Genomic DNA, 23880 nt, shown 5'->3' with positions numbered 1-23880 from the left:
CTCTCACCCGGCTCCCGCAAGTAGATATTGCCCACTATACTACCATATTTCGGGCTGGGCGCCTATACCTTCCATGCCACGCCGTGTCAGGGTTAAGCTTAAACGTGCCGGGCCTCCAAACGCCTGGAAACGAGAGACAGCAAAAAGTTGACCGTAAAATAAATCAGCGCGACCAGCAGCAGGATCGGAATCGTGTAGGCGTAGCTGTGTCCGATTACAATGCCGGCGTGGTGCATCAGCTCCGGCAGGGAGATGACAACCGCAAGCGATGTGTCTTTCAGCAAGGATATGAACTGGCTGACGAGCGGCGGGACCATCCGCCGCAAGCCCTGCGGCAGCACGATGTGCCACAACGTCTGCAGCGAGCTTAAACCCGACGAGCGGGCCGCTTCGATTTGCCCTTTGTCGATGGAGGCCAGTCCCCCGCGCACGATCTCCGCGATCATCGCCGCTTCGAAAATCGTCAGCCCCGTAATCGTGGCGGTCACCAGCCCCAGCTTAATGCCGATCTCCGGCAGGGCAAACCGCATAAAAAAGATGATCAACAGCAGCGGCAAATTGCGAATCAGCTCCACAGCGACCAGCAAAACCGGCGACAGCACCGGCAACCGCGTATAACGAATAATGCCGACGATGCAGCCGAACAGGAAGCTAAGCACAATCGAAGCCACCGCCACCAGCAGCGTAAAATACAACCCTTCCAGCAAAAAATGCAGATTCTCCGCGGAATACGCCCCGGCAAAGTCCATCAGGATTACCTCCTTTCAGCCGCAAAGCCCCCTCAATATTTACGTGCCAGCTTGCGCTCCCAGACCCGCACGCCGTAGCTGAGCGGCAAGGTGAGCGCCAAATAAAACAAAGCGACAAAAACATAGGTATCGAACGTTTGGAACGTATCGGTATTGACGATGTCGGCAAAATACATCAGATCCAGACCGGCGACGATCGACAGGACGGACGAGTTTTTGATCAGGTTGATAAACTGGTTGCCCAGCGGCGGGATGACCAGCCGGATCGCCTGCGGCAGCACGATGTGGACCATCGTCTGCGCGTAGCTGAGCCCCGAAGAGCGGGCCGCCTCTGTCTGGCCCTGCGGGATCGACATAATGCCGGCGCGGATAGCCTCGGCGATGAAGGACGACGTGTAAACCGCCAGCCCGATCGTCCCGGCGGTAAAACCGTCAAGCGGCAGCCCCAGCGCCGCCGGACCGTAATAAAAAATATATACGACGAGCAGCAGCGGAATATTGCGGATAAATTCGACGTACCCCGTACCAAACCAGCGCAGCCCGCGAATGGGCGCGATCCGGAATACGGCGATGAGCGTCCCCAGCGCAAAGCTTCCGACGAGTGCAAGCAAGCTGGAAGCGACCGTCCCGCGAAATCCTTCCATAAAGGTGCCGAAGTAGTCGGTTAAAACTGAAAAGTCCATGCTCCCATCACCTTCCCCTGACCGGCAAAAACGCTCTCAACTTACAGCGCCCCGGTGCAACGTTGACAGCCGCGGCCCGCATACCCGCATTATTGCGCCGGCTTTTTGCCGATCCATTTTTCGTACAGTTTGTCGTATTCCCCGTTCTCATGCAGCTCCTTCAACGTATCGTTGATGGCCTGCACGATATCGGCGTTGCCTTTCTGCACCGCGATGCCGTACGGCTCGTCGGTGAACGGCTCGCCGACCACCTCGAAATTGGAATCCTGGGCGGCCATGCCGTACAGAATGGAATCGTCTGTCGTCAGCGTGTCGCCTTGGCCGGCTTTAAGCGCGTTGAATGCATCCTGGTAGTTGTCAAACTCCAACACTTTGACCCCGGACACCTTGTCGCGGATATTTTTTACCGAGGTGGAGCCTTTCGTCCCCAGCACGGTTGTATCGGCCGTGACGTCCTCGATGCCCTTGATCGGGCTTCCTTTCTTCACCAGCAGCGATTGGCCGGCTTGAAAGTAAACGTCGGAGAAATCGACCTCCTTCTTGCGTTCCTCCGTAATGGTCATCGTGGCGACGATCATGTCGATCTCGCCGTTGTTCAGCATCGGAATCCGCGTCTTGGAGGTAACCTCCTTCAGCTCAAGCGCATTTTCATCGCCGAGGATATGTTTGGCAATCGCCTTTGACATGTCGATGTCGAAGCCCTCAACGTTGCCGGAGGCCGGGTCCTTCAAGCCAAACAGCTTCGTATCGAACTTCACGCCGACCACAAGCTTTCCGCGCTCCTTGATTTTGTCCAGCGCGCCGGAGCCGCCCTCCGTCGCCGCAGCATTGCCGCCGTTGCCTCCCGCACCGGTGGATGCACTGCCTCCGCCCGCGTTATTGCCGCCGCAGCCCGCAAGCACGAACAAAGCGCATACGATCGCGATCCCGGCCAATTTCCATCTCTTCTTTTTTGCCATGGTAAAAACCCCCTCGTTTTTAATGACTTAACAAACGACTAAGAAATGTTCGCGTCCGCTCTTCGCGCGGATTGGAAAAAAACTGCTCAGGCTGGGCCTCCTCCACGATTTGCCCCTGATCCATAAAAATAATCCGATCGGCGACCTCCCGGGCGAACCCCATTTCGTGCGTGACCACCACCATCGTCATCCCTTCGCGGGCCAGCGTGCGCATCACGTCCAACACCTCCCCGACCATCTCGGGGTCGAGCGCCGATGTCGGCTCGTCGAACAGCATGATTTTCGGCTTCATCGCCAGCCCCCGCGCGATAGCGACGCGCTGCTGCTGTCCACCTGACAGCTGGGACGGGTAGGCGTGGGCCTTTTCAGCGATACCGACCTTTTCCAAATAAAACATCGCCGTTTGCTCGGCTTCGGCCTTCGAGTTGCGCAGCACCTTGATCGGAGCGAGCGTAATGTTGTCGATTACTTTTTTGTGCGGATACAGGTTGAAATGCTGAAAAACCATGCCGATATCGCGCCGGACCTTGTTGATGTCCGTTTTGCGGTCGTTCACCGGTACGCCGTTCACCGTCAGTTCGCCGCTAGTGATCGTTTCCAGGCGGTTGATGCAGCGCAGCATCGTACTTTTGCCGGAGCCGGACGGGCCGACGACAACTACGACTTCGCCCTCCTGAACATGGAGATTAATCCCCTTCAGAACATGGAAACTCCCGTAATGTTTATCCACCTCGTGAAACTGGATCAATCGCAGCCCTCCTTTGTGGTCAGATCGTTTTTTACGACACTACGCAGGCCTTATGTAAGTAATCGTAACATTTGAATTCAACCTTACTTTAGAGACTATAAAAAACTACATAATCCTACGGAAAATGAATTTACCGTTTTAAATTTAATTTTATTAAAGCGTTTTCTTGGTAGCTTGTTTCATCCGCCCATTGGACAAGCGTCACCTTATCTGACACCGATCTCCCTCCCTTTTGATTATAAATCCGCACAAAAAAAGAAGACCGTCCATCAGGTCATTCATCGACCTAAAGGACAGCCTTCTTGCCTGCTGTTTACTGGTTATTTGACGACCAGCACCGGGATTTGCGCGTGTTGAACGACATTATGGCTGACGCTCCCGAGCACAAACTCGCGAATGCCGCCCAGCCCGCGGCTGCCGATGACGATCAGATCGGCTCCGTTTTTGCCCGCATATTCGAGAATCGTCTCCGCCGCCGGGCCTTGCACAAGTTCCATCTTAGCGCTTAACCCGGCTTCTTTGATCCGCTTTTCCGCCTCATCCGCCGTTTTCGACGCCAGATTGAAATAATCCTGATTCATCGAAGCCGGGACCGGAGCAAATCCCTCGGCCACGTAAAACCGCGGGAAATCGTAAACATGGAGTACCACAAGCTCCGTATCCGGCGACAGCTTGGCCAATTCGAGCGCCTTGTCCAACGCTTTGTTCGCCGCCTTCGACCCGTCATACGCAGCAACGATTTTGTTAAACAACATGCGTGACACCTCTCTTTTGTTATAATGTGAGTTCAAAAGATGACTTTTTGAACTACCTCTTATATTAGGAAATATCCGTAGAGTACCGCGTTAAGTAGAAGCAGAAGTGGAACGCCAATCCGAAAGCTAAGATGTTTCGTCTTATGCCGCTTCGTATTCATCGCCAGCAGCACGCCAAGTGCCCCTCCGATCGCGGCCAGCAGAAACAAGGTTTTCTCGGGAATCCGTTCCCGCCTCTGCTTCGCGCGCTTTTTATCATCGGACATCACCAAATAGGCCACGACATTAATAAACAAAAACCAAAACAGCAAAACCGTTCGCGTATGCGCCGCCTCCTTCCTGCTTGAGAGCATTCTAAGCGCTTGCCTTAATTCCATTATAACTTTATAGCCTTCATAAGCAAAAGCGGGTTTAGACAAGGCATATCCTCAATGATGGCAGATAGGCAAAAGCGATGGGCCGTCTTTACATTCCGGCATCATGTGACTCTATATTAAACACATAATATTCTTTCATAGGCACAATAAACTTATCATAGGTCATCCGAAAATAAATGGTTGCTCCATTCGGAACATACATTTGATTGTTCATTCACGGATATAGAAGCGCTGTTATCCGCAAACACACAGGCTGCAAAGTGATAAGCGAAGAAACGGCTAGCATGGCAACAATAAACTTTTTGACTTTCATTTCATCATCCACCTTTCGAAAATATAGAATATATTCAGGCTACATAAAGGCCCTTCACTATATATGACAATCCAAATCAATGATTTCATGACAAAATTTTTATTATTTGTCTGGAATTTCTTCGGAAGCTTGCTTGCTTCTATTATTTCGGCCCAATAAGAAAAACGTCTATCGGCGCACTCTCTAAGAAGCCAGACCGCCTTTAGCGATTGTTTTTCTTGCGATTATAGAAATTGTTCAGCTCCGCGGAGCTTATAACTCAACTTTCGCAGCAAAAAATCGGCAGGCAAGCCTTGATGTAGCTGGGTAAAGCAGCAATCCATTGCCGGAGTTGACGCTTCAGAGGCGGACAGTGTCTTCCCGGCTTTTTGGGCTTCTTCGTTGATCAAGAGCATAGGAGATCCCTTGTAAAACGTGCTGGTGGCATGATCTCTAAACCGGGCAAGCAACTCGACCGCTTTGCTGCAATTCCGTTCAAACACGGAAACATGGAAGCGTCAACGATGAAGAGGGCGTCACGATCCGCCGAGGTCAGCGCATCTACCTTTTGCACCGTAGCCGTTTCGAACAGTGTCGCAAATCGACGCCAAGTGAGGGGGCTGCCCAAAGGGTTGGTGTCTTGGTGTCTTGGTGTCTTGGTGTCCCTGCCTTGGTGTCCCTGCCAGCAGCCTTTGCACGATTATCCCTTTCGTTCAGAGGGCAGGGGGTGGGGGCTAGGCAAGGGTTCCAACAAAAGAGAGAAGAAAAAATAAAAAGATGAGGAAAAAATGAGGCGGTTCAGGTGAGATTTTCGGCTTGATAAGAGAACGTACGTTTGGTATAATGAAATAAACGGAACTTATGTTCGCAAATTCTTGATTTGGGGGCGAGCAAACATGGAGATCAATGCGGGAACGGAACTTCAGCCATTCACCAGCCGTTATAACAGCGAGCAGGCCTGCATGGAGGCGCTGATCGCGATGAAGTGGCCAAACGGCTTCGTCTGTCCGCGCTGCGCTCACACCCGGTGCAGTCGTTTGACCTCTCGGAATATCCCCTTATTCGAGTGCGGAAAGTGCAAGCATCAAACGTCGGCTTTGGTCGGCACGATTTTTGAAGGAACGCATCTCCCCCTGGTGAAGTGGTTCCAGGCGCTGGAGTTGTTCCTGCTCCCTGACGGCATCTCGGCGCTGCGGCTGAGCCAGGTGATCCGGGTGACCTACAAAACCGCCTGGTTGATGCTGCACAAAATACGCCATGCCGTCGGGGAATTCGATGCCCGGGAGCTGCTCAGCGGAGACGTGAAGGTGAACAGCGATCTGTATGGGCGTAACCCGTCCCGGTGTGAGCTTTCGCATCCATATGCCACGGCGGTCGTAGCGGGATGCACGGTGACGGAATCGGGCGAGCCAGAGCAGGTCAAAATCCGCCTGGTGCCACATAAGAGAGGAGACGGGAAAAGAGTAAACCGTCACGAACTCGCCGCTTTCATCAACGGGCATGTGGATGCTCGCACATCGGCGGTACAGTCATTCCCTCTAGCCTTTCGTCTGTATGCACCCTTGCGGAAAGTAGTGAGAGAGGCGTGGGAATCGCTGAAGAGTACATATATGGCCTTGGGACTGAAGCATCTGCAGGCGTACCTAAACGAATATACCGGACGCCGCTGGCTGCGCATGCCCGGAGCGGAAGAAACGATGCGGAAGAAGTTGCTGCGTATGTGTATGACGATTCCGGCGATCCCTTACCGCTGGCTGATCGCGCGCCAACCGAATCGGCCCCTTGCGGCTGCGGCCTGATCGAGACGCTAGAACGGTGGGGGGAGCTTGACCCAGATCAACTTAATGGGTAGGGGTTAGCTTAATGCGGATAAACTTGATTGGTGTGAGTTAGCATGAACGGTGCGGGCGTTGCTGCAGAGGGAAGGGTTTAGGCTACAGCAAAATCACGGTCTTTTCGTTTCCCTCGCGTCTTGTCCTTGATCCCTTGTCTTGATGTCTTTGTCTTGATCTTTTGTCCAATCTGTTTCACCTCCCCTAAACCTGATTCCTTCTCCTAAGCCCGTCTAAATTATTTCGAGCCTATCTGCTTCTCCACTAAATATTTTCTTCTCCCGAGCTTGTCTGTTTCTCTGCTACCCTGATCAAACGGGATAATCGTGCAAAGCGTCCGGCAGCGAGTGTTGATCTGCCGCCCAACCTACCGGTCTCGGTCTTCCTATCCTCAAGCTTTCAACGCCCTTGGCAGTTGATTTAGGTCTGGCTGATGTCTATAACAATGAAAGACACAGCTGCTGTCTTCTGCGAATGTTGAGTTATAAATTCTATAATTTTAAAAAAAGCTCCCTGCCAAGGGAGCCCCACATCGTTTAAATCAAGTTTCGTTTTTTGCAATTTCGTTCAGATTAGGGGGATAGTCCGCCTGTTTTTTCGGTTTAGCGGCGACGGTCTTCTCCAAAATGCTCGATTTGTTCTGCCGGTTTTCAGTATCCCGCGCTTTATGATGCGGCACCCTCATCACCTCCAGTACGTAGCGTCCCGTAGAGGCGGCCGTTTTATGCGGCAATCCTTACGAATTGTTCTTTTTCTCCATCGCCGCTTTCAGCAAATCGCCCAAATTGGAGCCGATCGATTCCGGTTTGGAGTATTGCTTAACGAGCTTCTGCTGTTCGCGTTTGTTCACATGCTTGTTGTCCTTGTCTTTGCCGAGCACCTCAGTAATTCCGCAAGACAGGCACTGTACGTACATTCCAGCTTTGCCTTCCTTCAGCTCCATCTTCTTGTGGCACTGTGGACAACGGCGGTTCGAAAGCCGCTTCTCCCCGGACCGGCGGTAGCCGCAATCCTCGGCCGGACATACAAGCAGCAAGCCGCGCTTGGTCTTCTTCTCCAGCAGCCGCGTTCCGCAATCGGGACAATGACTGTTCGAGACATTATGCAGCTTGTAGGTCGCGTCGCTGTTTTTCACTCCTTGCACCAGCCCCACGGCCATCTCACGGATTCCTTGCAGGAACGGTTCCGGCTTGCCTTTGCCGCGAGCGATGCGTTCCAGCTCCGCTTCCCATTGGGCGGTTAATTCCGGCGTGCGCAGATCCGAAGGAGCCAGCTCGATCAGTTGCTTGCCTTTGCCGGTCGGGTGCAGGAAATTGCCCTGCCGCTCGATCGTGTCGGAGTTGACCAGCTTTTCGATGATATCCGCCCGCGTCGCCGGCGTTCCCAGGCCGTGCTTCTCCATTTGGGTCAGCAGGGCCGCTTCGGTGTAACGCTTCGGCGGCTGAGTCCGGCCGGGCGTTACCCGGCAGCGGGTCACCGTTACCGTCTCGCCCTGGCTTAGCTCCGGCAGCGCGCTGCTACCGTCCTCTTCGCGGTCGTCTTCGTCCTCGTCCACCGCTTCGCCGTCGTACACCGCACGCCAGCCGCTGTCTTTGATCGTCGTTCCCTTCGCGTGAAGCGTCTCCCCGCCTGCCTCCACCGTAACACTGACTTGGTCGAAACGGGCCGGCGGATAAAACAAGCTGATAAACCGCCGCACGATCAAATCGTACAGCTTCCGCTCCTCCGTGCTTAACGCGTTCAGCAGCACGGTCTGCTCGGTCGGGATAATGGCATGGTGATCCGTCACCTTGCTGTCGTCAACGATGCGTTTGCTAATCGGCAGTGATTTCCGCAGCAGCGGACGCGCCAGCGGCGCGTAAGGCCCGACGGCGACGCTGGTCAGCCGCTCCTTCAGCGTATCCGCCATATCCGCGGTCAAATACCGCGAATCGGTCCGCGGATACGTGACCAGCTTGTGCTGCTCGTACAGCCGCTGCAGCACGTTCGAAGTTTGCTTGGCTGAAAAGCCGAGCAGCCGGTTGGCGTCCCGCTGCAGTTCGGTTAAGTCGTAGGCGAGCGGATGCGGCACTGTTTTTTCGTTTTTCACAAGCTTGACGATTTTGCCGGTCTTGCCTTCGAGTTTGCTTTTGAGACCAGCCAACCGATCCGCGGCAAAAATGCGCGAATCTCCGCCTGTCCCCCGCCACACCGCTTCAAACTTGCCAAAATCGGCGTGCAGGACGCTGTACTCCTCGGAGCGGAAATGCATAATTTCGTTTTCCCGCTGCATGATCATGCCAAGCGTCGGCGTTTGCACGCGTCCGGCGGACAGCGGCGCGCCAAATTTGCAGGTCAGGGCCCGTGTCACGTTCAGCCCCACCATCCAGTCAGCCTCGGCCCGGCAGCGCGCCGATTGGTACAACCGCTCGTATTCGCTGCCTGGTTTCAGCGAAGCAAAACCTTCCTTGATCGCCTTATCCGTTTGCGAGGAGATCCACAGCCGCTTAAACGGCTTGTTCCATTTCACCATATCCATAATCCAGCGGGCCAGCAGTTCGCCTTCCCGGGCCGCGTCGGTCGCCACAACCAACTCGCCGACATCCTGACGGCGCATGAGCTGCTGCACCGCCTTAAACTGGTGGCTGCTTTCCCGCAGCACCTTCAGCTTCATTTTTCCCGGCAGGATCGGCAAATCCTCTAAGGACCAGGTCCCAAATTTCCCGTCGTAATCCTCCGGTTCAGCCAAGCCCACCAAATGGCCCAGCGCCCAGGTAACCACGTACTTCGGTCCTTCGAAATGGCTCTTATGCTTATCGCGGCTGCCGATCACCCGGGCGATTTCCCGTGCGACCGACGGTTTTTCCGCCAATACCAACGTTTTCATGAGTTCTTTAGAAACACTCCTTTCCTCACTACATTATACCATTACCTATCTTCCGCGGAATCCACCGTTTCAAGCGGCTGCGTATTCCCATAGCCACACCGCTTCGCACTTGCCAAAATCAGCATGCAGGTCGCCGTACTCCTCCGAGCGGAAACATGAAATATGCGGGGCCCATAAGCTTTATCACTTACATAGCCGATAAAAATATGAGAAAACCTTTTATCGATTTGGAATTGTTTTCCATAAAACTAATGTGAGGTACATAAAAATATGGATAAATCGGGTTTGACGCTCCCGAAAGGTGGTTCGAGTTTCAAATGACCATCTGGGAACGATTAGGTATCGGCCGGACGGAAGATATCAAAGTCATTAAACGGGCCTATGCCAAACAGCTTAAAATATATCACCCGGAGGACGATCCTACAGGTTATCAGGCTTTACGCGAGGCCTTCGACGCCGCCATGTCCTATGCCAAGAGACAGGCCTCCATGGTAGAAAAGGAACCGGAGGGAGAACGACAAGCGGAACCAGTTCATATGGAATGGACGGAAACAGGGCATCCTGATGCTGCACCGGAGCCGGACGAGCCGGGGCCGCTTCTCCCGCCTCTCCGAATCCCGTTCGGCTCTCTTTGGAATGAGCTGGAGCCGGATGCAAGCGAACAAAGCGAAACGAACCGGCCGGCCCCGCCGGAATCTGCCCCAGAGTCCATTCCTGATTCCGCTCCGGTAAATGCGATCCGAACGGTTGAAGCGTTCCTGGAGCAAGCCGCCGCGCTGTATGACGATTTCCCGTCACGGATTTCCCTGGAGAAGTGGGTGGAGCTTCTGGATGCCGACGTAATGTGGAACATGGACGCCAAACCGGTCATCGGGTTTCAGCTTCTGAAGTTCATGCAATCACACCGGTATCTGCCCGCCGAAATTTGGCGGCTGCTTGAAAACAGTTTTGGCTGGCTGTATCTTTTGCAAGAATCGGAGCAATCCGACAATGATCCTGCCAGCGTTTCGTTTCTGATTTATTACAAAAGGCAGCTTGCCGACCCGGGCCTCCGCTATCGCTTTCTGCTGGGCGCGGAAGGTATCGATACCGATAAATTTCTGCATGACCGGGATCAGGGACAACTGGCCTTGGTTCGTAACGATTTAAAGAAGGCGATGGAGTTTTTAAAACAGGCTTACGCGATGTTCCCGGATGATCCCGATCTGCTTCGCCTGCTCGGCGAGCTCTATCTTCGCGAAGGCGATAAAGAGAAGGCGCTCGCTATGTTCGAGCGTTTGGTCGTGCTGGCGCCTGGGGAAATCGACGGATACCTGTACCGGGCTAGAATTTGGCGAGATTTGGGACAACCTGACCGGACGGTAGACGAATGTCGGTTTATCTTGTCTCGCTGGCCGAACCGGAGCGAAATCGCCATCTTAATGGCGCATGCCTTAGAAAGGCTAAGCAATCGCGATGAAGCGGAGAAATACCTCAAGCAAGCGGTACAACCCGGCGCTTCCGATGCCCCGGCGGACCGCTCACTCGACACTTCCGACGGCCCGGCGGACCACTCTCTCGGCGCTCCTGCTCCTTCCGGCGAAGGTAAGCGGTGGAAGCTGTTTTTTAACTGGCCTATTCTCCTGCATTTGTCGCTTTCGCTTGTCCTTGCTTTATCTCTGATCGTATGCCTGTACTACTATAGGGAGAATGTCCATACCCGTACGCCGGAAAAGATTGCCGGAGCACAAGAACTGATCGGCATGGACGAGCAGCGTTATGCTGAACTAACCATTAAGAATGTCACGGACATACACCTGGGCAAATATTTAACCAGCGATGGTAAGGTCGTCTTTCAAAATGAAGACTACGCCTTTATCCATGCTGACTACTACGTAAACCTGTCAGGACATGTGTTTCTTGAGGAATTTTCCGAAAAACAACTGATCGTTCTGGCGGATTACACACTTGGCCTGCTAGATGACCGGAAGGAGATAAACATTAAAGGCTATGTTCATCCCCTAGATACGGACATGAAAACGTCAGTGAGCAGAATGCTGCAGTGGGAACCGGCATATCCCGCCGATTCTACCGAAAGACTTCTGGAAGCTTACCAATACGACTTAAATAAAGTTTCGAGCTCCCAATCGGAGGAATCCGCCGCATCCGTCCCGGAATTTCAGCCCGTATACTTTGAAGTCGCCAAACCGCAGGTAAAATCGGAATTCACAATACCGAACCTGCTGCTCTTCGGATTTCTGTTGGCGCTGTGGATTTACAGTCTGTATCGGCTTGCTTTCGAATACCGAAAGGTACGCCTGCTAATCACAATCTTAGACTTGAGGGGACAAAACGATGCGGGTTAAATCTTTACTGAAACAACCCACCTTCTATCATTGGATGACCGCACCGCTGTTTAATGCGGGAACGGTTCGCTTCGGGAAACTCCGCAGTTATCATACGCTGGATACCTGCCCGAAATCCGGGCTCAAGGCTTGGCTGATATTTCAGGGAGTGCGCGATGGTAACAGTTATCATAACCAACGAAGGTGGCTGCTGTATGAAGGATACCGCAAGGAGTTTAACGAACTTTCCGAAACGTTATCTTCCTTGTCGTTTGAGGCCCGAGTACGGCACCTGTCGTCAGCCGAAGCGCAGGGCAAGAACGAAGCGCCAACGCTGGCTTGCGTACATCAATTAATGAATGTTGTTCCTACGGCCACGATCGCGGCCTTTGATTTCGCCCTGCTGGTAGCCTTAAATAAAGCGGGGGAGCGGTTAAATCTGCTGGACGGGAAAGAGGCGGCTTTCTCCAACATGGACGCCGTCAAAATCGTCCAATCCAAATACGCCAGCTGGTATGAATTTTATAGCGGATGTATCGCGGGAGTCTACTTCCGGAACCCGCCCAAGGATACGGCCACATTGCTGCCCGCCTATGCACAATGCCTGCTGGAATTTTCCCGGATCCCCCCCTCCATACGCTGGGATTATCCATTTTAAATGAACAAAGCCAACCCCCGATCAGGCCGTTAGTTAAGCTTCGGGGCGTTGGCTTCGTTATTTAGGAAAGTACATAATATCCGGATGTCTGAGACGGTATTCATCCCAAATCGTGCCTTCGCCATCTCCGTATACCGCAAATTTGATTTGTACGTTCTGGACATATTCGTCCAACTCGTCAAATCCTAACCTCCGAAACGTCGGAAAAATACCGTAATTCACGAACTCTTCCTCTACCTGCTCGATGAGCTGCTCCTTTTCCTTGTAATACTCAATAGCTTCAGGCGAGGACAACCTTCCAGGGTCAATAGATTGGTAATAAACTTGCTGTGCCAAAGGATATAACTCCTCGATCATTTGGGTTATACCCTTCGACTTTACGTCCTCCCCATTTTGCAGAGCTGTCAGGATTCGATCCTGTCTTGCCTTCAAGTCCAACAATTGCTCTATGTAGGGGGCTAAGCTGGTTTGCAGCTGGGCCATTTCAAAAACGGCCAAGTTTCTTTCGTAGCCGTCATCAGGGTTGTAGGGGTAGAACTCCCGGGCCAGTTGAAAGTAATCGTAGGCCACTTCTAACTGTTTGTCCTTGATCGCCTCGTCCCCTTTGCGGATCAGCGCATTCGCCACCTCGACCGCTTTCAGCGCCTTTTCTTTTTTCCACCAGGCCTCCGCATCTTGGGGGCTTCTCTCCAGAAGCAGCTCGTATTTATAGATGGCACCGTCGAAGTTACGCTCCCCCAATAAACTATCGCCTTGCGTCATAAGCTCCGGTTTTTCGCTGTTCGCTTGTTCTCCCCGGTCGGCACGCCCCCAAGCGAATATCAGTAAAACGCAAGCACAAGCTATAAAAAAGATTCTCCTCTTCGATCTCCGAAACATAAGTCTTCAAAATCCTTTCGGCATGGCGATTCAACTCAAGTCAGTTGCATATACAATGTATGTCGGCAAAAGCCGGGGGAAATGTTATCTAGACTTGATATTAAATTTCACGTCAAACCGGACTTTTTGTATTCAAACGGTGTTTTCCCCATCACTTCCTTAAAGGCCTTGCGAAAAGACTTTACGTTGGGGAACCCCGTTTCATAAGATATTTCCGTAAGCGACTTATTTGTGGTTTCCAATAAATCGATAGCCTTCTCCAAACAAAGAATCTGCTTATATTCGGTAAACGTCTGGCCGGTGTATTTATGAAACATGCGGGACAAATAAGCCTCGGAGTAGCCGCAGATGCGGGCGGTTTCGGCCAGGCTGATATTTTCGGCGTAATGCTCTTTCATGTAGTCCATAATGGTCTTGATTTTTTGTTGCTTTTCGCTGAATATTTCCGGCGGAATGTCCGCGGCCTGGCCAAAATGATGGACCAGCCGGTATTTCAGCTCAATAATCCGGCTTTGCTCCAGGATGTAGTCGTATTTGCCCGCAGAAAAATGCAGCTCGTATATTTCCATCAGCAGCTCTCTTAATTTAGCGAGGATAATTTCTTCAGCCTGATTCTCATGCGTATTTAATTGGATGATGACTTGTTCATTGGCAAAAAAAGTTTCCGGAAATTGCAGCACAAGAACGCGGTTTTCCGTAATGCTCTGGGTGGAATGCGGAACATTGCTGTTCATGAACAACATGTCCTTGTCCGTTAAAATCGTAATTTTTCCTTCATGCCACACCTTTAGGCTTCCACTCATACAGTAGATCAGCTCCATATTGCTGTGAAAATGCATCGGAATGACCCGCTCCGTATCTCTTGCTTGGAACATGAACAGGTTGATCATTTTTTTACGGTCGATTTCGATATGTTCATAAATTTTTTTCATCGGACACCTCACCTGCCAGTCATGAGCAATCGTCAGCTAGTTACTACTATACTGATGGTAAATTACCCGGACAAGCCGTAATTCATCCCGTAGGCCCCAGACAAAAAGAAGGCCGCTCTTTCCCACGCAAGCGGAAAAATGAACGGCCTTTCTCTCTTTAATCTAAACATTCTTGCAACCGATAAATGCTGACTTCTCCTTCATTGCCGCCGGCCTCGATCCGGACGCTTCGCTGCTCGGCATCTTCCGTGAAATAACGCAGAGAAAACACTTCCTCTCCCCCGTTCACAAAGATCTCCAGGCTTGAGCTTTCCAGAAATAACCGCATTTCAGCGAGTTTATGAGTTAATGGTGCTTTTCTGTGTTCTCTCTGCTTGGTCGCCCAGTTGGTTCTCCAGACGGTCAGACTGTTTTGATCCCGATCATAGTCAATTTGCACGGCATCCCTGATCATCATCCGGAAATTTTCGCTGAGCTTGGAAAAATTAATGATAAGTTCCGCTTGCAAAGCAGGCAGCTGCCATACTCCATTGTTGCCGAGATTCCCCTGCATGCCGTCCTGTCTTAACCCTTGCAATTCCCGGATTGGCTTCTGGTAAAGCCTGCCGTCCGCCAGCACGATTTCCCGGGGAAGGGTCAGCGTGTGGATCCAGCCTTCCTGAACGGTCGGAACGGCCTTCTCCGTTTCCTCATTCATGGCGCTCATCCAGCCAAACATGATGATTCGATCGCCAACCTTAAACGATTGCGGCGCATAAAAATCAAATCCGCGATCGAGCTCTTGAAAATCGGCCAGCTCACCGTGGAATTTGCCTGTCTCCGCTATTTTCCCAACAATATATCCCGATTGATTGGGATTTCTAAAGTTTTCTCCTTGTTCCGGCAATCCTTGAGGACAAAACACAAATACATCATTTTCGGGAAATTGCAGAACATCCGGGCATTCCCACATGTAACCGAATTTATGATCATGTTCCAAAAACGATCCTTCACAGGTCCAAGCGCTCAAGTCCGCGGATTTGTAGACCAGCGCGTCACCCGTTAAATCGTCCGTTTGCGCGCCGACAATGAGCCGCCAGATTCCGCTTTGATCTCTCCATATTTTAGGGTCCCGAACATGTCTCGTATAGCCGGAGGGATGTTCAAACAACGGGCCGATTTTGCGGAAATACTCGCCGTCTTCGGAAACGGCCGCGCACTGATAACTTTCCTTCACCCCGTCGTCCCGGATTACATTTCCCGTGTAAAAGAGGTACAGCTTGCCATCATGAACAACACTCCCGCCGGAATAAATCCCGTCCTTGTCATACCATTCCGAAGGCTCCAGCGCGGCGTTTTTCCTGCGCCAATTCACCAGGTCGTCCGAAACCATATGGCCCCAGCATTTATTTTTATGTTCGGTACCGTGTGGATTCCATTGATAAAACACATGATATTGACCGTTGAAAAAAGCAAGTCCATTCGGGTCGTTTAATAACCCGTAAGGCGGGGTGATATGATATTTCAAGTCATAAGCGCCGCTTCTATTCATGTTCCTCCTCCGGCAATAAAACAAAACTAAAACTCAAGGAAATGTCTTGCGAGCTTGCCCCGATATAAACTTCAAACTCGCCCGGCTCGCTTTTGTACTCCATGTTGTTTCCGTAAAATTTAAGCATCTCTTCGCCAATCGTAAATTGAACCTTTTCGGTCTCGCCGCTGCGCAGGAAGATCTTTTGGAAGTCTTTCAATACCTTCACCGGCCTTGCCACACTTGCAAACTTATCGCGAATATACAACTGGACCGTTTCTTTCCCGTCATATCTCCCGGTATTGGAGACAGCGACGCTGATCTCGATCGACTCATTTTTTTTCATTTCCTTCCGGCTGACAGACAAAAGGCTGTACGCGAACGAGGTGTAGGATTTGCCGTAACCAAACGGATACAACGGTTCATTCACTTCATCGATATAGCGTGACGCGAACCGGTAAGAGCCGTTTTCCGGCAAATTCGGTCTGCCTGTATTGAGCTCGTTGTAATGCACCGGAATTTGTCCGACGCTGCGTGGAAAAGTCATCGTTAATTTCCCGGACGGATTTGCTTTTCCGTACAAAATATTGGCCAGCGCTTCCCCGCCCATCGTTCCCGGATACCAGGCCTGAATCAAGGCATCGGCTGTCTCAGCAACTTCGGTGAGAATCAAAGGTCTGCCGCTATAAACGATCACGACGAGCGGATTGCCCAGCCCGCTTAATTCGCGAAGCAGATTCAACTGCGGTTCGGGAAGCGCCGGGTTTGTGCGCGAGCCGCCTTCCCCGCTCTGGTAAATGCTTTCCCCCAAGGCAAGGACGATGACGTCCGCTTCGTGCGCATTCCGGATCGCTTCCTGCAGCAATTCCTCCTCGCCGGCCGTTTCGGCAGACAGCTTGTCCGCATATTTGCCAAGGGCTTCCCGTTCGTCAAGGGGCACCATATACGCCCCGCGGCAGACCGAAAGCCGGGCGGGATCGGCATGCTTAAGCAACCCGGTTTTCAAGTTGACGGTATCCGCCTCGTTCCCTTTAATCGCCCATATGCCCAAGGTGGAGTTTTCTTCCGCGTAAGGACCGATTAAAGCGATCTTAGTTTGAGGCGGCAACGGCAACAGTTCTTGTTCATTTTTCAGCAAAACGACGGATTCTTCCGCCAAAGACAGCGCGGCCTCTTTATGTTCATTTGACAGAATGCTGCTGCTCCCCCGCCGTACGGTTTCCTGCAAACCGCGGAACGGGTCCTCGAACAACCCCAGATCGTTTTTCAGTTTTAAAACGCGGTATACAGCCTCATTCAAAAACTCCAGCATATGCTCATTGCCGGAAATGACCTGCTCCAACTGATTGGCGTATACCGCCGTCTTCATATCCACATCGACGCCGGCCAGCAGGGCCAGTCTGGCGGCGGCAGCCTCATCTTCGGCATAACCGTGCATGATCAGTTCCTCGATCGCGGCGTAATCCGAGATCAACACACCGCCAAAATTCATCTCCCGCCGGAGCACATCGCGATTAAGCCATTCGTTCCCGGTTGCAGGGACGCCGTTCAAGGTGTTAAATGCGGTCATCACCAGCTTGGCCCCCGCTTCGATGGCGGCTTGATAACCCGGCAAATAATATTCCCTGAGCGTATGCTCGGACATGTCCACCGCATTGTACTCCCGCCCGGCGACAGGCGCTCCGTAAGCGGCAAAATGCTTGACGCAAGCGGCGATTTTATCCGCCGGGACAGCGCCGCCGCTCCGCGCATTTCTTCCCTGGATTCCCAGCACCGTGCTTTCCGCATATTTCCGCGCCAGTAAAGTATCCTCGCCGGGCGATTCCATCACCCGCCCCCAGCGGGGGTCTCTGACGATATCCACCATAGGCGAAAAGGTCACGTGAGTCCCCTCTTCGTAACATTCCCGGGCCGCGATCGCAGCGGCGCGCTCGATTTGCTCAAAGTTCCAACTGCATGCTTGAGCCAGCGGAATCGGGAAAATGGTCCGGTATCCGTAGATAATATCGGCCATAAACAGCAGCGGAATTTGATGAGCCGAATGTTCCAAATACTTCGTTTGCAGCCGGATCATTTTTTCCGGATCGGTGACGTTCAAGATGGAGCCGGTGTTGTAAACATTGAAACTTGGATTTAGCCCCAATTTTTTCAGCGGCCCTGTTACGACCGTATCGATATCGCCTTCAAAAAAGTCCCCGGTCAGTTGGACCAATTGGCCGATTTTCTCTTGAACCGAAAGGCTGTCCAGTTTTTCACACAGTAATTTGTCGTCCATGTTTCTCTCCACAAAAGTTTTATTTGTTGTCTGTTTTCTCTTTAAACCCAAAGAACCAAGTGAGGCCAAAAGCCACCGCAAAGCCGATGATGCAGACGGCGATATACGGAATGATTTGATTGTTCAGATACAATAACATCCCCGGGATGGCCGTAATCGACATGCCTGTTGCTTGGACGTTGAATATTCGGGCGAAAAATCCGCCGGCCGCCCCGCCGATCAACGCCATCAGGAACGGCTTGCCGTAGCGGATATTGACCCCGAAGATAGCCGGTTCCGTTATGCCCAATAACGCGGATAAGGAGGATGGATAGGCGATGGATTTGGTTTTTAAACTTTTGGCCTTCAGACCAACAGCCAAGGCCGCCCCAGCCTGCGCACAAATCGACGCCGAGCTGATCGGGTTGACGATATTCCAGCCGCTGTCCACCAGCATCTGGATTTCTATCAAGTTCAAAGCGTGGTGCAGTCCGGTAATGACAATAAGCTGATTGATGCCGCCGTAAATCAAGCCGCCGATGCCAAACGGCAATTTCAAAATCGCCGTAACCCCCGCCAAAATAAGCACCTCAACCTCGTGAAAAACAGGGCCGATCACGAACAAGCCCAGCACCAAACTGACCAGCAAGGTTAAAAACGGCGTTAAAATCAGATCCAAGGCTTCGGGGACCCATTTTCTGATTCTCTTCTCCAGCAGCGCCCCTACGACCCCCAGGATGAAGGCCGGAAGTACCGAGCCCTGATAGCCGGCGACTTTAATGAATCCGAAAAACACCATGGGCTCCTTTACATGTTGGGCGACATCCCAGGACGTTGGCAGCGAAGGACTGACCAGCATTAATCCGAGCAATATCCCCAATAGCGGCGACCCGCCAAATACCCTAAAGGCTGACCAGCAGACCAGTACGGGTAAAAAGGCGAAGGCAGTATCGGTCAATATTTGCGTAATCAGCAAGAAATCCGCCGAAATATTCTCGGGGGTAAGACCAAATAATTGAAGCAGCGCAGGCTGAGTGACCAACCCTCTGACCCCCATGAACAACCCTGTAGCTACCAATGCCGGGATAATCGGGACAAATACGTCTCCGAATATCCGAAGCATTCTTTTGAAAAAGTTATCATCCTGGGCCGAGGCCTTTTCCTTCAGCTCCGCTTTGGAGGTGGCGGATACGTTCTGTCCGATCATCGCCTCGTAAACCCTATTCACAATACCGGTGCCGAAAATAATCTGATATTGCCCGGATGTAAAAAACACACCCTTGGCCTTGTCGATATTTTCAATGAACTCATCGTCGATAATGTCCCTGTCTTTGACGATCAGGCGCAACCGTGTGGCACAATGGGCCATGGAAATAATATTGTCTTCTCCTCCAAGCCCTTTAATCACGTCCTGGGCTATTTTAACGTATTCTTTGTCGGAACTCATCAGGCTCTCCCTTTCCTCTCAACTGGTTGTAGTATTGACCGGTTTGCTTCTCAAGCATATCATGAGCGCGCTTACAAACAGCGGGATTATTTTACTTCATTAAGGTCAAATTTTGACCTTTTTATACCGCCGTGCAAACACGGAAATACTATAATCCGAGCACATGGACAGCAGAACGATTGGAAAATGAAAATAAACCTGCTATACTCTTCTTAATACCTGGTACTAATACTTGATAATAAAACTTAATACTAAAACTATGTAAGCCACATCTCGAAGGAGTGATTCGTTTGTCAATCGTATCGAAAGCTCGCATTACCGCGTTTGGTTCGTATGTTCCGGACCGGATCCTCACCAATGAAGACATGGAGCGGATCGTGGACACCAGCGATGAATGGATCGTGCAACGCACGGGCATCAAGGAGCGCCATATCGCCGCCGACGAGGTGTTCACCTCGCATTTGTGCATTCGCGCCGCCGAACGGCTGCGGGAAACTTACGGTGCGTCTTTGGACGATGTCGATTTCATCATCGCCGCCACGACGACGCCCGATTACTCGTTCCCGACGGTCTCCTGCCGGGTTCAAAAGCATTTCGGCATGGAAGGCGCCGGGGCTATCGACCTCAACGCAACCTGCGCCGGCTTCACCTACGCTCTGCATATGGCCAATGGCTTGATCAGCTCGGGGCTGCATAAAAAAATCCTTGTCGTCGCCGGAGAAACGATGTCCAAAATTACCGACTACAGCGACCGCACCACTTGCATTTTGTTTGGAGACGGCGCCGGTGCCGCCCTTGTGGAATTCGACCCGGAGCAGCCCGGATTCGAGGCGTTTGTCATGGGCACGAACGGAGCCGGCGGCATCCACGTATACCGCTCCGGGCTGGCTGACGAAATGGACGGCATGGCGCTTGCGGGGAACGGGAAACTCGTGCAAAACGGCCGGGAAGTGTTCAAATGGGCAGTGCGCACCGTTTCCGCCGGGATCGAACAGATCCTGGAGCAGGCCGGCTTAGACCGCGACGATATCGACTGGTTCGTTCCGCACAGTGCCAACCTGCGCATGATCGAATCGATCTGCGAGAAATCCTCGCTGCCGCTCGGCAAAACGCTCCAGAGCGTACGGGACATGGGCAATACGTCCTCTGCATCCATCCCGCTCGCACTGCAGGCCGGCCTGGATGCAGGCCAGCTGAAATACGGCGACCGCGTGCTCCTGTACGGCTTTGGCGGCGGCTTAACCCATGCCGGTCTGATTTTGCGCTGGGGCGTACCCAACTTGCGTTCCTAAATTACCAAATTTCAGGGTGTGTGGAATGAAGTAGGCAGCCTGCGTTTTTGTGGAGCTCCTGGGAATAACGGTAAAAAAAGTCCCTATTTTCATCTAAGAAGGGAGTACAACAGAGATAGGGGAATTTTTTACCTCTATTTCGGAAATATGAGGGCACACAGCCTCTTTTTCCCGGACTAGTTCCAAAATAACGGAAAAATTTTCCCTTAATTTGCGTTAGAGGAAGGAAATCTCAAAATAACGACATAAATTACCTCTATTTTCGGCAGAGGTTCAGTTTGCACATAAGAGGGCCGCCCGGAAATCCGGACGGCCCTTCAATTTTAGATGAAAAACTTCTCCTTAACCAGCGGGCTGTTTTTAAAATTGAGCAATCTTCTTAGACGCCTCATGCCCTCGATGACGTAATTGGAGGGATCCGGATCGATGGAAACGAATTCCAGACCAACGGCAAAGCCGATGCAATAGTCATGCCAGTTGGAATAATGCTCTCGGGTCAGGCTTACGCTCTCCTGCACGTACATCCGCGCTTCATCGGCGGTTAACCAGCCCAACCGCTCGCCGGCCACACATTTCAGTACGTTGACGGCAAAATCGTACGATCCCACTCCGCCGGACGGCATGCGCCGCAAGTAATAATCGGCTACGGCCAGCTTATGCTGTACGTATGGACTGGCCTCGGCTTCAATTCTGCGTGCACGCTCCGTTTTGGGCAGCAGACACAGCTCCCGGTACATTCGTTTAAATTCATCGCGAATCCCTTTGGAGGCTTGCCATTCCAAACTCATCTTAAGCTGCTCAGGGTTTTCCACCCCATGCGGAGCTAAAGTCCTCTTCAAATAGAGCTCGCCTCGATACGTTTTCTCCGGATTGTTAATATAGTAATCCGCCGCTGCCCCTACGGGGATCACAGCCAGCATGGTGTATGCGTCAGCTTTCCAGCTTTCCATATTAATTGTTGGCCGCAATTGCCACGGCACTTCCTCCGTTTCTCAGCTTATTTATACATTAGGAAACGCTTGCTTCGGTACAGCAGTATGATAAACCGGCAATATAATAAACATAAAATAGCAGCGAGCCAATGGAACATTACCGGGAATTTCTCGTTATCGCCGCCTAGACCGTCCCTGGCATTCACATAAAGAACGAGCGAAGACGAGGAATCCGCACTTCCTTGCTTCCCTTCCCAATAATCACGTAATGACTGTAATGCCGGGCCGGAAAAATCCTGGACAATCCCCTGAAGTTCAATCTCATGGTTTTCGTAGATCCGCTTGCTCTCGTCATAGCCGGTCAAAGCAAGAACGGTGATATCCCCCGCCTTACCCTGGCTAATGTATCCTGTCATATGGTCCATCAAGTTCCTCTGGGTCGCTGCACTTTGCAGCATATAAGAGGCGGTCGCTCTCCCCTCGGCATCCTCCTGTTCAATCTCAAGAATGCCTGTAAAAAACGCGTTCGTCAGCTTCAGCCGAACCGCGCTTCCGGGAGGAACGCTTTGCAGTTCTTCCGCCGTCGTGACCAAAGGCGGTTCGGACGGAAAGACCTCCTGCTTCACATATTCCGGGAAGGAAACTTCCATATTGGAGTACCAGACAATCGGCAACATAATATGCAGCAAAACGATACAGAAAAAGAGTCCTTTTCTCAGCCATAAAAAACTTGCCAGCTTCTTTAAAAATCCCGTCAGCGAATGCTGGCCCCATTCTTTTTGGAGCTGTCGCATTTGCTTGCGGCGGCCCTTACCGAACCGCGGCAGCCCGCATATGTATGCATCGATTTTGGCCAAGCCCATGGCCGCTTCGCTATCCCCCGGATGAAGCCGCAGCATCCGATCGTATGCCTCCCGGGCTGAGTCCATGCGCTCCAGCCGAATATAACACCGCCCCAACAACGACAGAACTTCCGCGTCATCGGGCCTTGCGGGCCTGATCCGCTCAAGCTCATCCCGGGCTTCATCCGTACGTCCTATGTTCATCAGTATGGTGGCGCGAACGACCATCACTTCCTCATCTTCGCCAAATTGGCGAACCCACAGGTCGCAGGCAGACAACGCCTGCTCCAACTCACCATTTTGCCGGTAAAACTCGATTTGCAGGCGAAGGAGATTTGGATCTCGTTCAAAAATGCCAAACGCCCGCTGCAGCGCTGCCCGCGCTTTCTCCGTTTCGCTTCCCAGCATCGCCTGGATAAAATCTTCGCGGGCATGCAGATAGGCTTCAACATCGATCCCTTCCGCTCCGCTCGGGACGGAATATCCCAATGCTGCCGCAGGCGAGCTCCTAAAGGCATATTCGCATACCTTAGGGTATTGCTCTTTGAAGCCGGAAGGATCGTTAGTGAACCTCTCCTCCAGCCCGAAGGCATCATCCAGCAACTCCCACACCGCTTCGGGCAAAAAATAGTGCTCATTCAAATATTCAAGCATCCGGTTAGCCAATAAACTCTGATTCCCCAGCTCCCAAATAATGTCGTCGTTCAGCAGTTCCGCCCACAAGGAAACATTGCAGCGGGAAGCAAAATTCAAATATAAATCGTCCAGCTCCTCTATAAATTCCGCCACCAGCTCTTCAGGCGACTGCCTCAATGGTGGGCCTTCTCTCCGGCTGTCTTCCAAATTCCAAACCTCTTCAAACGCCGGAAATTCCAAAGACTCCGCATTGGGCTCCTCTTCCTCAGTTTCCCCCTTCTCTTCGGCGCCTTCCTCTTCCAAGGCTTCGTCTTCCTCTTCCTCCGTTTCCTCTCCGTCCAGGAAAACGTCCAGGAAAACTTCGCCCTGTTTAGCCAGCTTCATCGCCTCGTCAAAAGCTTCCCGAAGCCGTTGATAACCCTCCGGGTCATCCTCCGGATGGTATTTTTTAAGCATCCGGGCATATGCCTTACGAATTTGCGATTGATCCTGTGTCGGATCAATCCCAAGGATTTTCCATATGTTCAAACCGTCATTTCACCGCCGGGCATCTTAATTTTCATCTGTCTTTACAGACAGCAACTAGTAGAATGATCCGGAAATAATATGGCTTATCTGCGGACAGGGGCCATGGATCACTTTATTCTATATTAGTCTTGTACTCAAGTATCGTCTGTCCCCATAAAATAGAGGAACTTTTGGGTCTTATTTTCCGAACTTGAGCCTATTCATCACCATAGGGGAACTTTTGGGTCTTATTTTTCGATGAACACGTCGAAAGGCGGCCTTTCGCCACCAAATCGTAAAAATAGCGCCATAAAATTCCTCTATTTCCGCAACATGGGGGATATCGCCGAAATAGCGCCCTTTTTTTCCTTTATGTTGTCACCCGAGATCTTCAATAGACTATTTT

Annotated in this window: 19 protein-coding genes and 1 pseudogene; 4 read left to right on the top strand and 16 right to left on the bottom strand. The window is 51.8% G+C overall.

Annotated elements, in window-relative coordinates:
• Nucleotides 1-98: 98 nt before the first annotated feature.
• From ACLD72_RS15255 to ACLD72_RS15225, 7 genes and pseudogenes are all read right to left on the bottom strand, one after another.
• On the bottom strand, nucleotides 99-749 hold the full coding sequence (locus ACLD72_RS15255; RefSeq protein ID WP_410996557.1) for an amino acid ABC transporter permease: 651 nt from the start codon (nucleotides 747-749) through the stop codon (nucleotides 99-101).
• A gap of 32 nt (nucleotides 750-781) precedes the next feature.
• Nucleotides 782-1432 carry an amino acid ABC transporter permease gene (locus tag ACLD72_RS15250; protein WP_410996555.1) on the bottom strand — a complete coding sequence of 217 codons (651 nt, stop codon included), beginning with the start codon at nucleotides 1430-1432 and terminating at the stop codon, nucleotides 782-784.
• Between the two features lie 89 nt (nucleotides 1433-1521).
• The gene (locus ACLD72_RS15245; protein WP_410996553.1) at nucleotides 1522-2391 is read right to left on the bottom strand and encodes a glutamate ABC transporter substrate-binding protein; all 870 of its coding nucleotides are present in this window, start codon (nucleotides 2389-2391) and stop codon (nucleotides 1522-1524) included.
• A gap of 19 nt (nucleotides 2392-2410) precedes the next feature.
• The gene (locus ACLD72_RS15240; RefSeq protein WP_410996551.1) at nucleotides 2411-3139 is read right to left on the bottom strand and encodes an amino acid ABC transporter ATP-binding protein; all 729 of its coding nucleotides are present in this window, start codon (nucleotides 3137-3139) and stop codon (nucleotides 2411-2413) included.
• Nucleotides 3140-3459: 320 nt separating this feature from the next.
• Entirely contained in the window at nucleotides 3460-3894 is a 435-nt protein-coding gene (locus tag ACLD72_RS15235; RefSeq protein ID WP_410996549.1) for a universal stress protein, read from the bottom strand.
• 59 nt (nucleotides 3895-3953) lie between these two features.
• Nucleotides 3954-4247 (bottom strand): DUF1294 domain-containing protein, encoded by a 294-nt coding sequence (locus tag ACLD72_RS15230; protein ID WP_410996920.1) that lies wholly within the window; start codon nucleotides 4245-4247, stop codon nucleotides 3954-3956.
• Between the two features lie 726 nt (nucleotides 4248-4973).
• Nucleotides 4974-5173 (bottom strand): annotated as a pseudogene (locus ACLD72_RS15225) (IS4 family transposase); the annotation flags it as partial.
• A 286-nt stretch (nucleotides 5174-5459) separates the two neighbouring features.
• Here ACLD72_RS15225 and ACLD72_RS15220 point away from each other — a divergent pair.
• On the top strand, nucleotides 5460-6362 hold the full coding sequence (locus ACLD72_RS15220; RefSeq protein WP_458475869.1) for a transposase: 903 nt from the start codon (nucleotides 5460-5462) through the stop codon (nucleotides 6360-6362).
• Nucleotides 6363-6936: 574 nt separating this feature from the next.
• Here ACLD72_RS15220 and ACLD72_RS15215 read toward each other — a convergent pair.
• Nucleotides 6937-7128, bottom strand: coding sequence for a hypothetical protein (locus ACLD72_RS15215; protein ID WP_155620811.1), 192 nt, complete (start codon nucleotides 7126-7128; stop codon nucleotides 6937-6939).
• A 3-nt stretch (nucleotides 7129-7131) separates the two neighbouring features.
• Nucleotides 7132-9261, bottom strand: a complete 2130-nt coding sequence (locus ACLD72_RS15210; RefSeq protein WP_411002988.1) for a DNA topoisomerase 3 — start codon at nucleotides 9259-9261, stop codon at nucleotides 7132-7134.
• A gap of 317 nt (nucleotides 9262-9578) precedes the next feature.
• Between ACLD72_RS15210 and ACLD72_RS15205 the strand changes: the two genes are divergently transcribed.
• The gene (locus ACLD72_RS15205) at nucleotides 9579-11606 is read left to right on the top strand and encodes a tetratricopeptide repeat protein (protein WP_411002986.1); all 2028 of its coding nucleotides are present in this window, start codon (nucleotides 9579-9581) and stop codon (nucleotides 11604-11606) included.
• Complete coding sequence (locus ACLD72_RS15200; protein ID WP_411002985.1) at nucleotides 11596-12243, top strand: DUF1266 domain-containing protein; 648 nt, start codon at nucleotides 11596-11598, stop codon at nucleotides 12241-12243. The genes ACLD72_RS15205 and ACLD72_RS15200 overlap by 11 nt, the downstream gene beginning before the upstream one ends.
• 57 nt (nucleotides 12244-12300) lie before the next feature.
• On the opposite strand, the gene ACLD72_RS15195 is transcribed toward ACLD72_RS15200, so the two are convergent.
• The 5 genes from ACLD72_RS15195 to ACLD72_RS15175 form a co-directional block, all read right to left on the bottom strand.
• Nucleotides 12301-13005: a hypothetical protein gene (locus ACLD72_RS15195; protein WP_458475866.1), complete on the bottom strand. Its 705-nt coding sequence runs from the start codon at nucleotides 13003-13005 to the stop codon at nucleotides 12301-12303.
• A 224-nt stretch (nucleotides 13006-13229) separates the two neighbouring features.
• A complete protein-coding gene (locus tag ACLD72_RS15190; RefSeq protein ID WP_411002983.1) occupies nucleotides 13230-14054 on the bottom strand; it encodes a helix-turn-helix domain-containing protein in 825 nt (274 codons plus the stop codon).
• A 157-nt stretch (nucleotides 14055-14211) separates the two neighbouring features.
• A complete protein-coding gene (locus ACLD72_RS15185) occupies nucleotides 14212-15585 on the bottom strand; it encodes a glycoside hydrolase family 32 protein (RefSeq protein ID WP_411002982.1) in 1374 nt (457 codons plus the stop codon).
• Nucleotides 15578-17839 carry a beta-glucosidase BglX gene (bglX, locus tag ACLD72_RS15180; RefSeq protein ID WP_411002981.1) on the bottom strand — a complete coding sequence of 754 codons (2262 nt, stop codon included), beginning with the start codon at nucleotides 17837-17839 and terminating at the stop codon, nucleotides 15578-15580. The genes ACLD72_RS15185 and bglX overlap by 8 nt, the downstream gene beginning before the upstream one ends.
• 19 nt (nucleotides 17840-17858) lie before the next feature.
• Nucleotides 17859-19265 (bottom strand): sucrose-specific PTS transporter subunit IIBC, encoded by a 1407-nt coding sequence (locus ACLD72_RS15175; protein ID WP_328272585.1) that lies wholly within the window; start codon nucleotides 19263-19265, stop codon nucleotides 17859-17861.
• Nucleotides 19266-19555: 290 nt separating this feature from the next.
• Between ACLD72_RS15175 and ACLD72_RS15170 the strand changes: the two genes are divergently transcribed.
• A complete protein-coding gene (locus ACLD72_RS15170) occupies nucleotides 19556-20557 on the top strand; it encodes a ketoacyl-ACP synthase III (protein ID WP_411002979.1) in 1002 nt (333 codons plus the stop codon).
• A gap of 323 nt (nucleotides 20558-20880) precedes the next feature.
• Here the strand turns inward: ACLD72_RS15170 and ACLD72_RS15165 are convergent, their stop codons facing one another.
• Nucleotides 20881-21507, bottom strand: a complete 627-nt coding sequence (locus ACLD72_RS15165; RefSeq protein WP_458475862.1) for a DUF1266 domain-containing protein — start codon at nucleotides 21505-21507, stop codon at nucleotides 20881-20883.
• A gap of 47 nt (nucleotides 21508-21554) precedes the next feature.
• On the bottom strand, nucleotides 21555-23495 hold the full coding sequence (locus ACLD72_RS15160) for a J domain-containing protein (protein WP_411002977.1): 1941 nt from the start codon (nucleotides 23493-23495) through the stop codon (nucleotides 21555-21557).
• Nucleotides 23496-23880: the final 385 nt, after the last annotated feature.

It is taken from the genome of Paenibacillus lacisediminis, assembly GCF_046567315.2.
The sequence above is the reverse complement of the archived record's forward strand: the minus strand, read 5'-3'. Positions and strand labels throughout refer to the sequence as shown.

What these genes read in the sequence shown, in the direction of transcription:
- ACLD72_RS15255 (WP_410996557.1), bottom strand. Translation starts at nt 749, where the DNA reads ATGGACTTTGCCGGGGCGTATTCCGCGGAGAATCTGCATTTTTTGCTG.
- ACLD72_RS15250 (WP_410996555.1), bottom strand. Translation starts at nt 1,432, where the DNA reads ATGGACTTTTCAGTTTTAACCGACTACTTCGGCACCTTTATGGAAGGA.
- ACLD72_RS15245 (WP_410996553.1), bottom strand. Translation starts at nt 2,391, where the DNA reads ATGGCAAAAAAGAAGAGATGGAAATTGGCCGGGATCGCGATCGTATGC.
- ACLD72_RS15235 (WP_410996549.1), bottom strand. Translation starts at nt 3,894, where the DNA reads ATGTTGTTTAACAAAATCGTTGCTGCGTATGACGGGTCGAAGGCGGCG.
- ACLD72_RS15230 (WP_410996920.1), bottom strand. Translation starts at nt 4,247, where the DNA reads ATGCTCTCAAGCAGGAAGGAGGCGGCGCATACGCGAACGGTTTTGCTG.
- ACLD72_RS15220 (WP_458475869.1), top strand. Translation starts at nt 5,460, where the DNA reads ATGGAGATCAATGCGGGAACGGAACTTCAGCCATTCACCAGCCGTTAT.
- ACLD72_RS15210 (WP_411002988.1), bottom strand. Translation starts at nt 9,261, where the DNA reads ATGAAAACGTTGGTATTGGCGGAAAAACCGTCGGTCGCACGGGAAATC.
- ACLD72_RS15205 (WP_411002986.1), top strand. Translation starts at nt 9,579, where the DNA reads ATGACCATCTGGGAACGATTAGGTATCGGCCGGACGGAAGATATCAAA.
- ACLD72_RS15200 (WP_411002985.1), top strand. Translation starts at nt 11,596, where the DNA reads ATGCGGGTTAAATCTTTACTGAAACAACCCACCTTCTATCATTGGATG.
- ACLD72_RS15195 (WP_458475866.1), bottom strand. Translation starts at nt 13,005, where the DNA reads ATGACGCAAGGCGATAGTTTATTGGGGGAGCGTAACTTCGACGGTGCC.
- ACLD72_RS15190 (WP_411002983.1), bottom strand. Translation starts at nt 14,054, where the DNA reads ATGAAAAAAATTTATGAACATATCGAAATCGACCGTAAAAAAATGATC.
- ACLD72_RS15185 (WP_411002982.1), bottom strand. Translation starts at nt 15,585, where the DNA reads ATGAATAGAAGCGGCGCTTATGACTTGAAATATCATATCACCCCGCCT.
- bglX (WP_411002981.1), bottom strand. Translation starts at nt 17,839, where the DNA reads ATGGACGACAAATTACTGTGTGAAAAACTGGACAGCCTTTCGGTTCAA.
- ACLD72_RS15175 (WP_328272585.1), bottom strand. Translation starts at nt 19,265, where the DNA reads ATGAGTTCCGACAAAGAATACGTTAAAATAGCCCAGGACGTGATTAAA.
- ACLD72_RS15165 (WP_458475862.1), bottom strand. Translation starts at nt 21,507, where the DNA reads ATGGAAAGCTGGAAAGCTGACGCATACACCATGCTGGCTGTGATCCCC.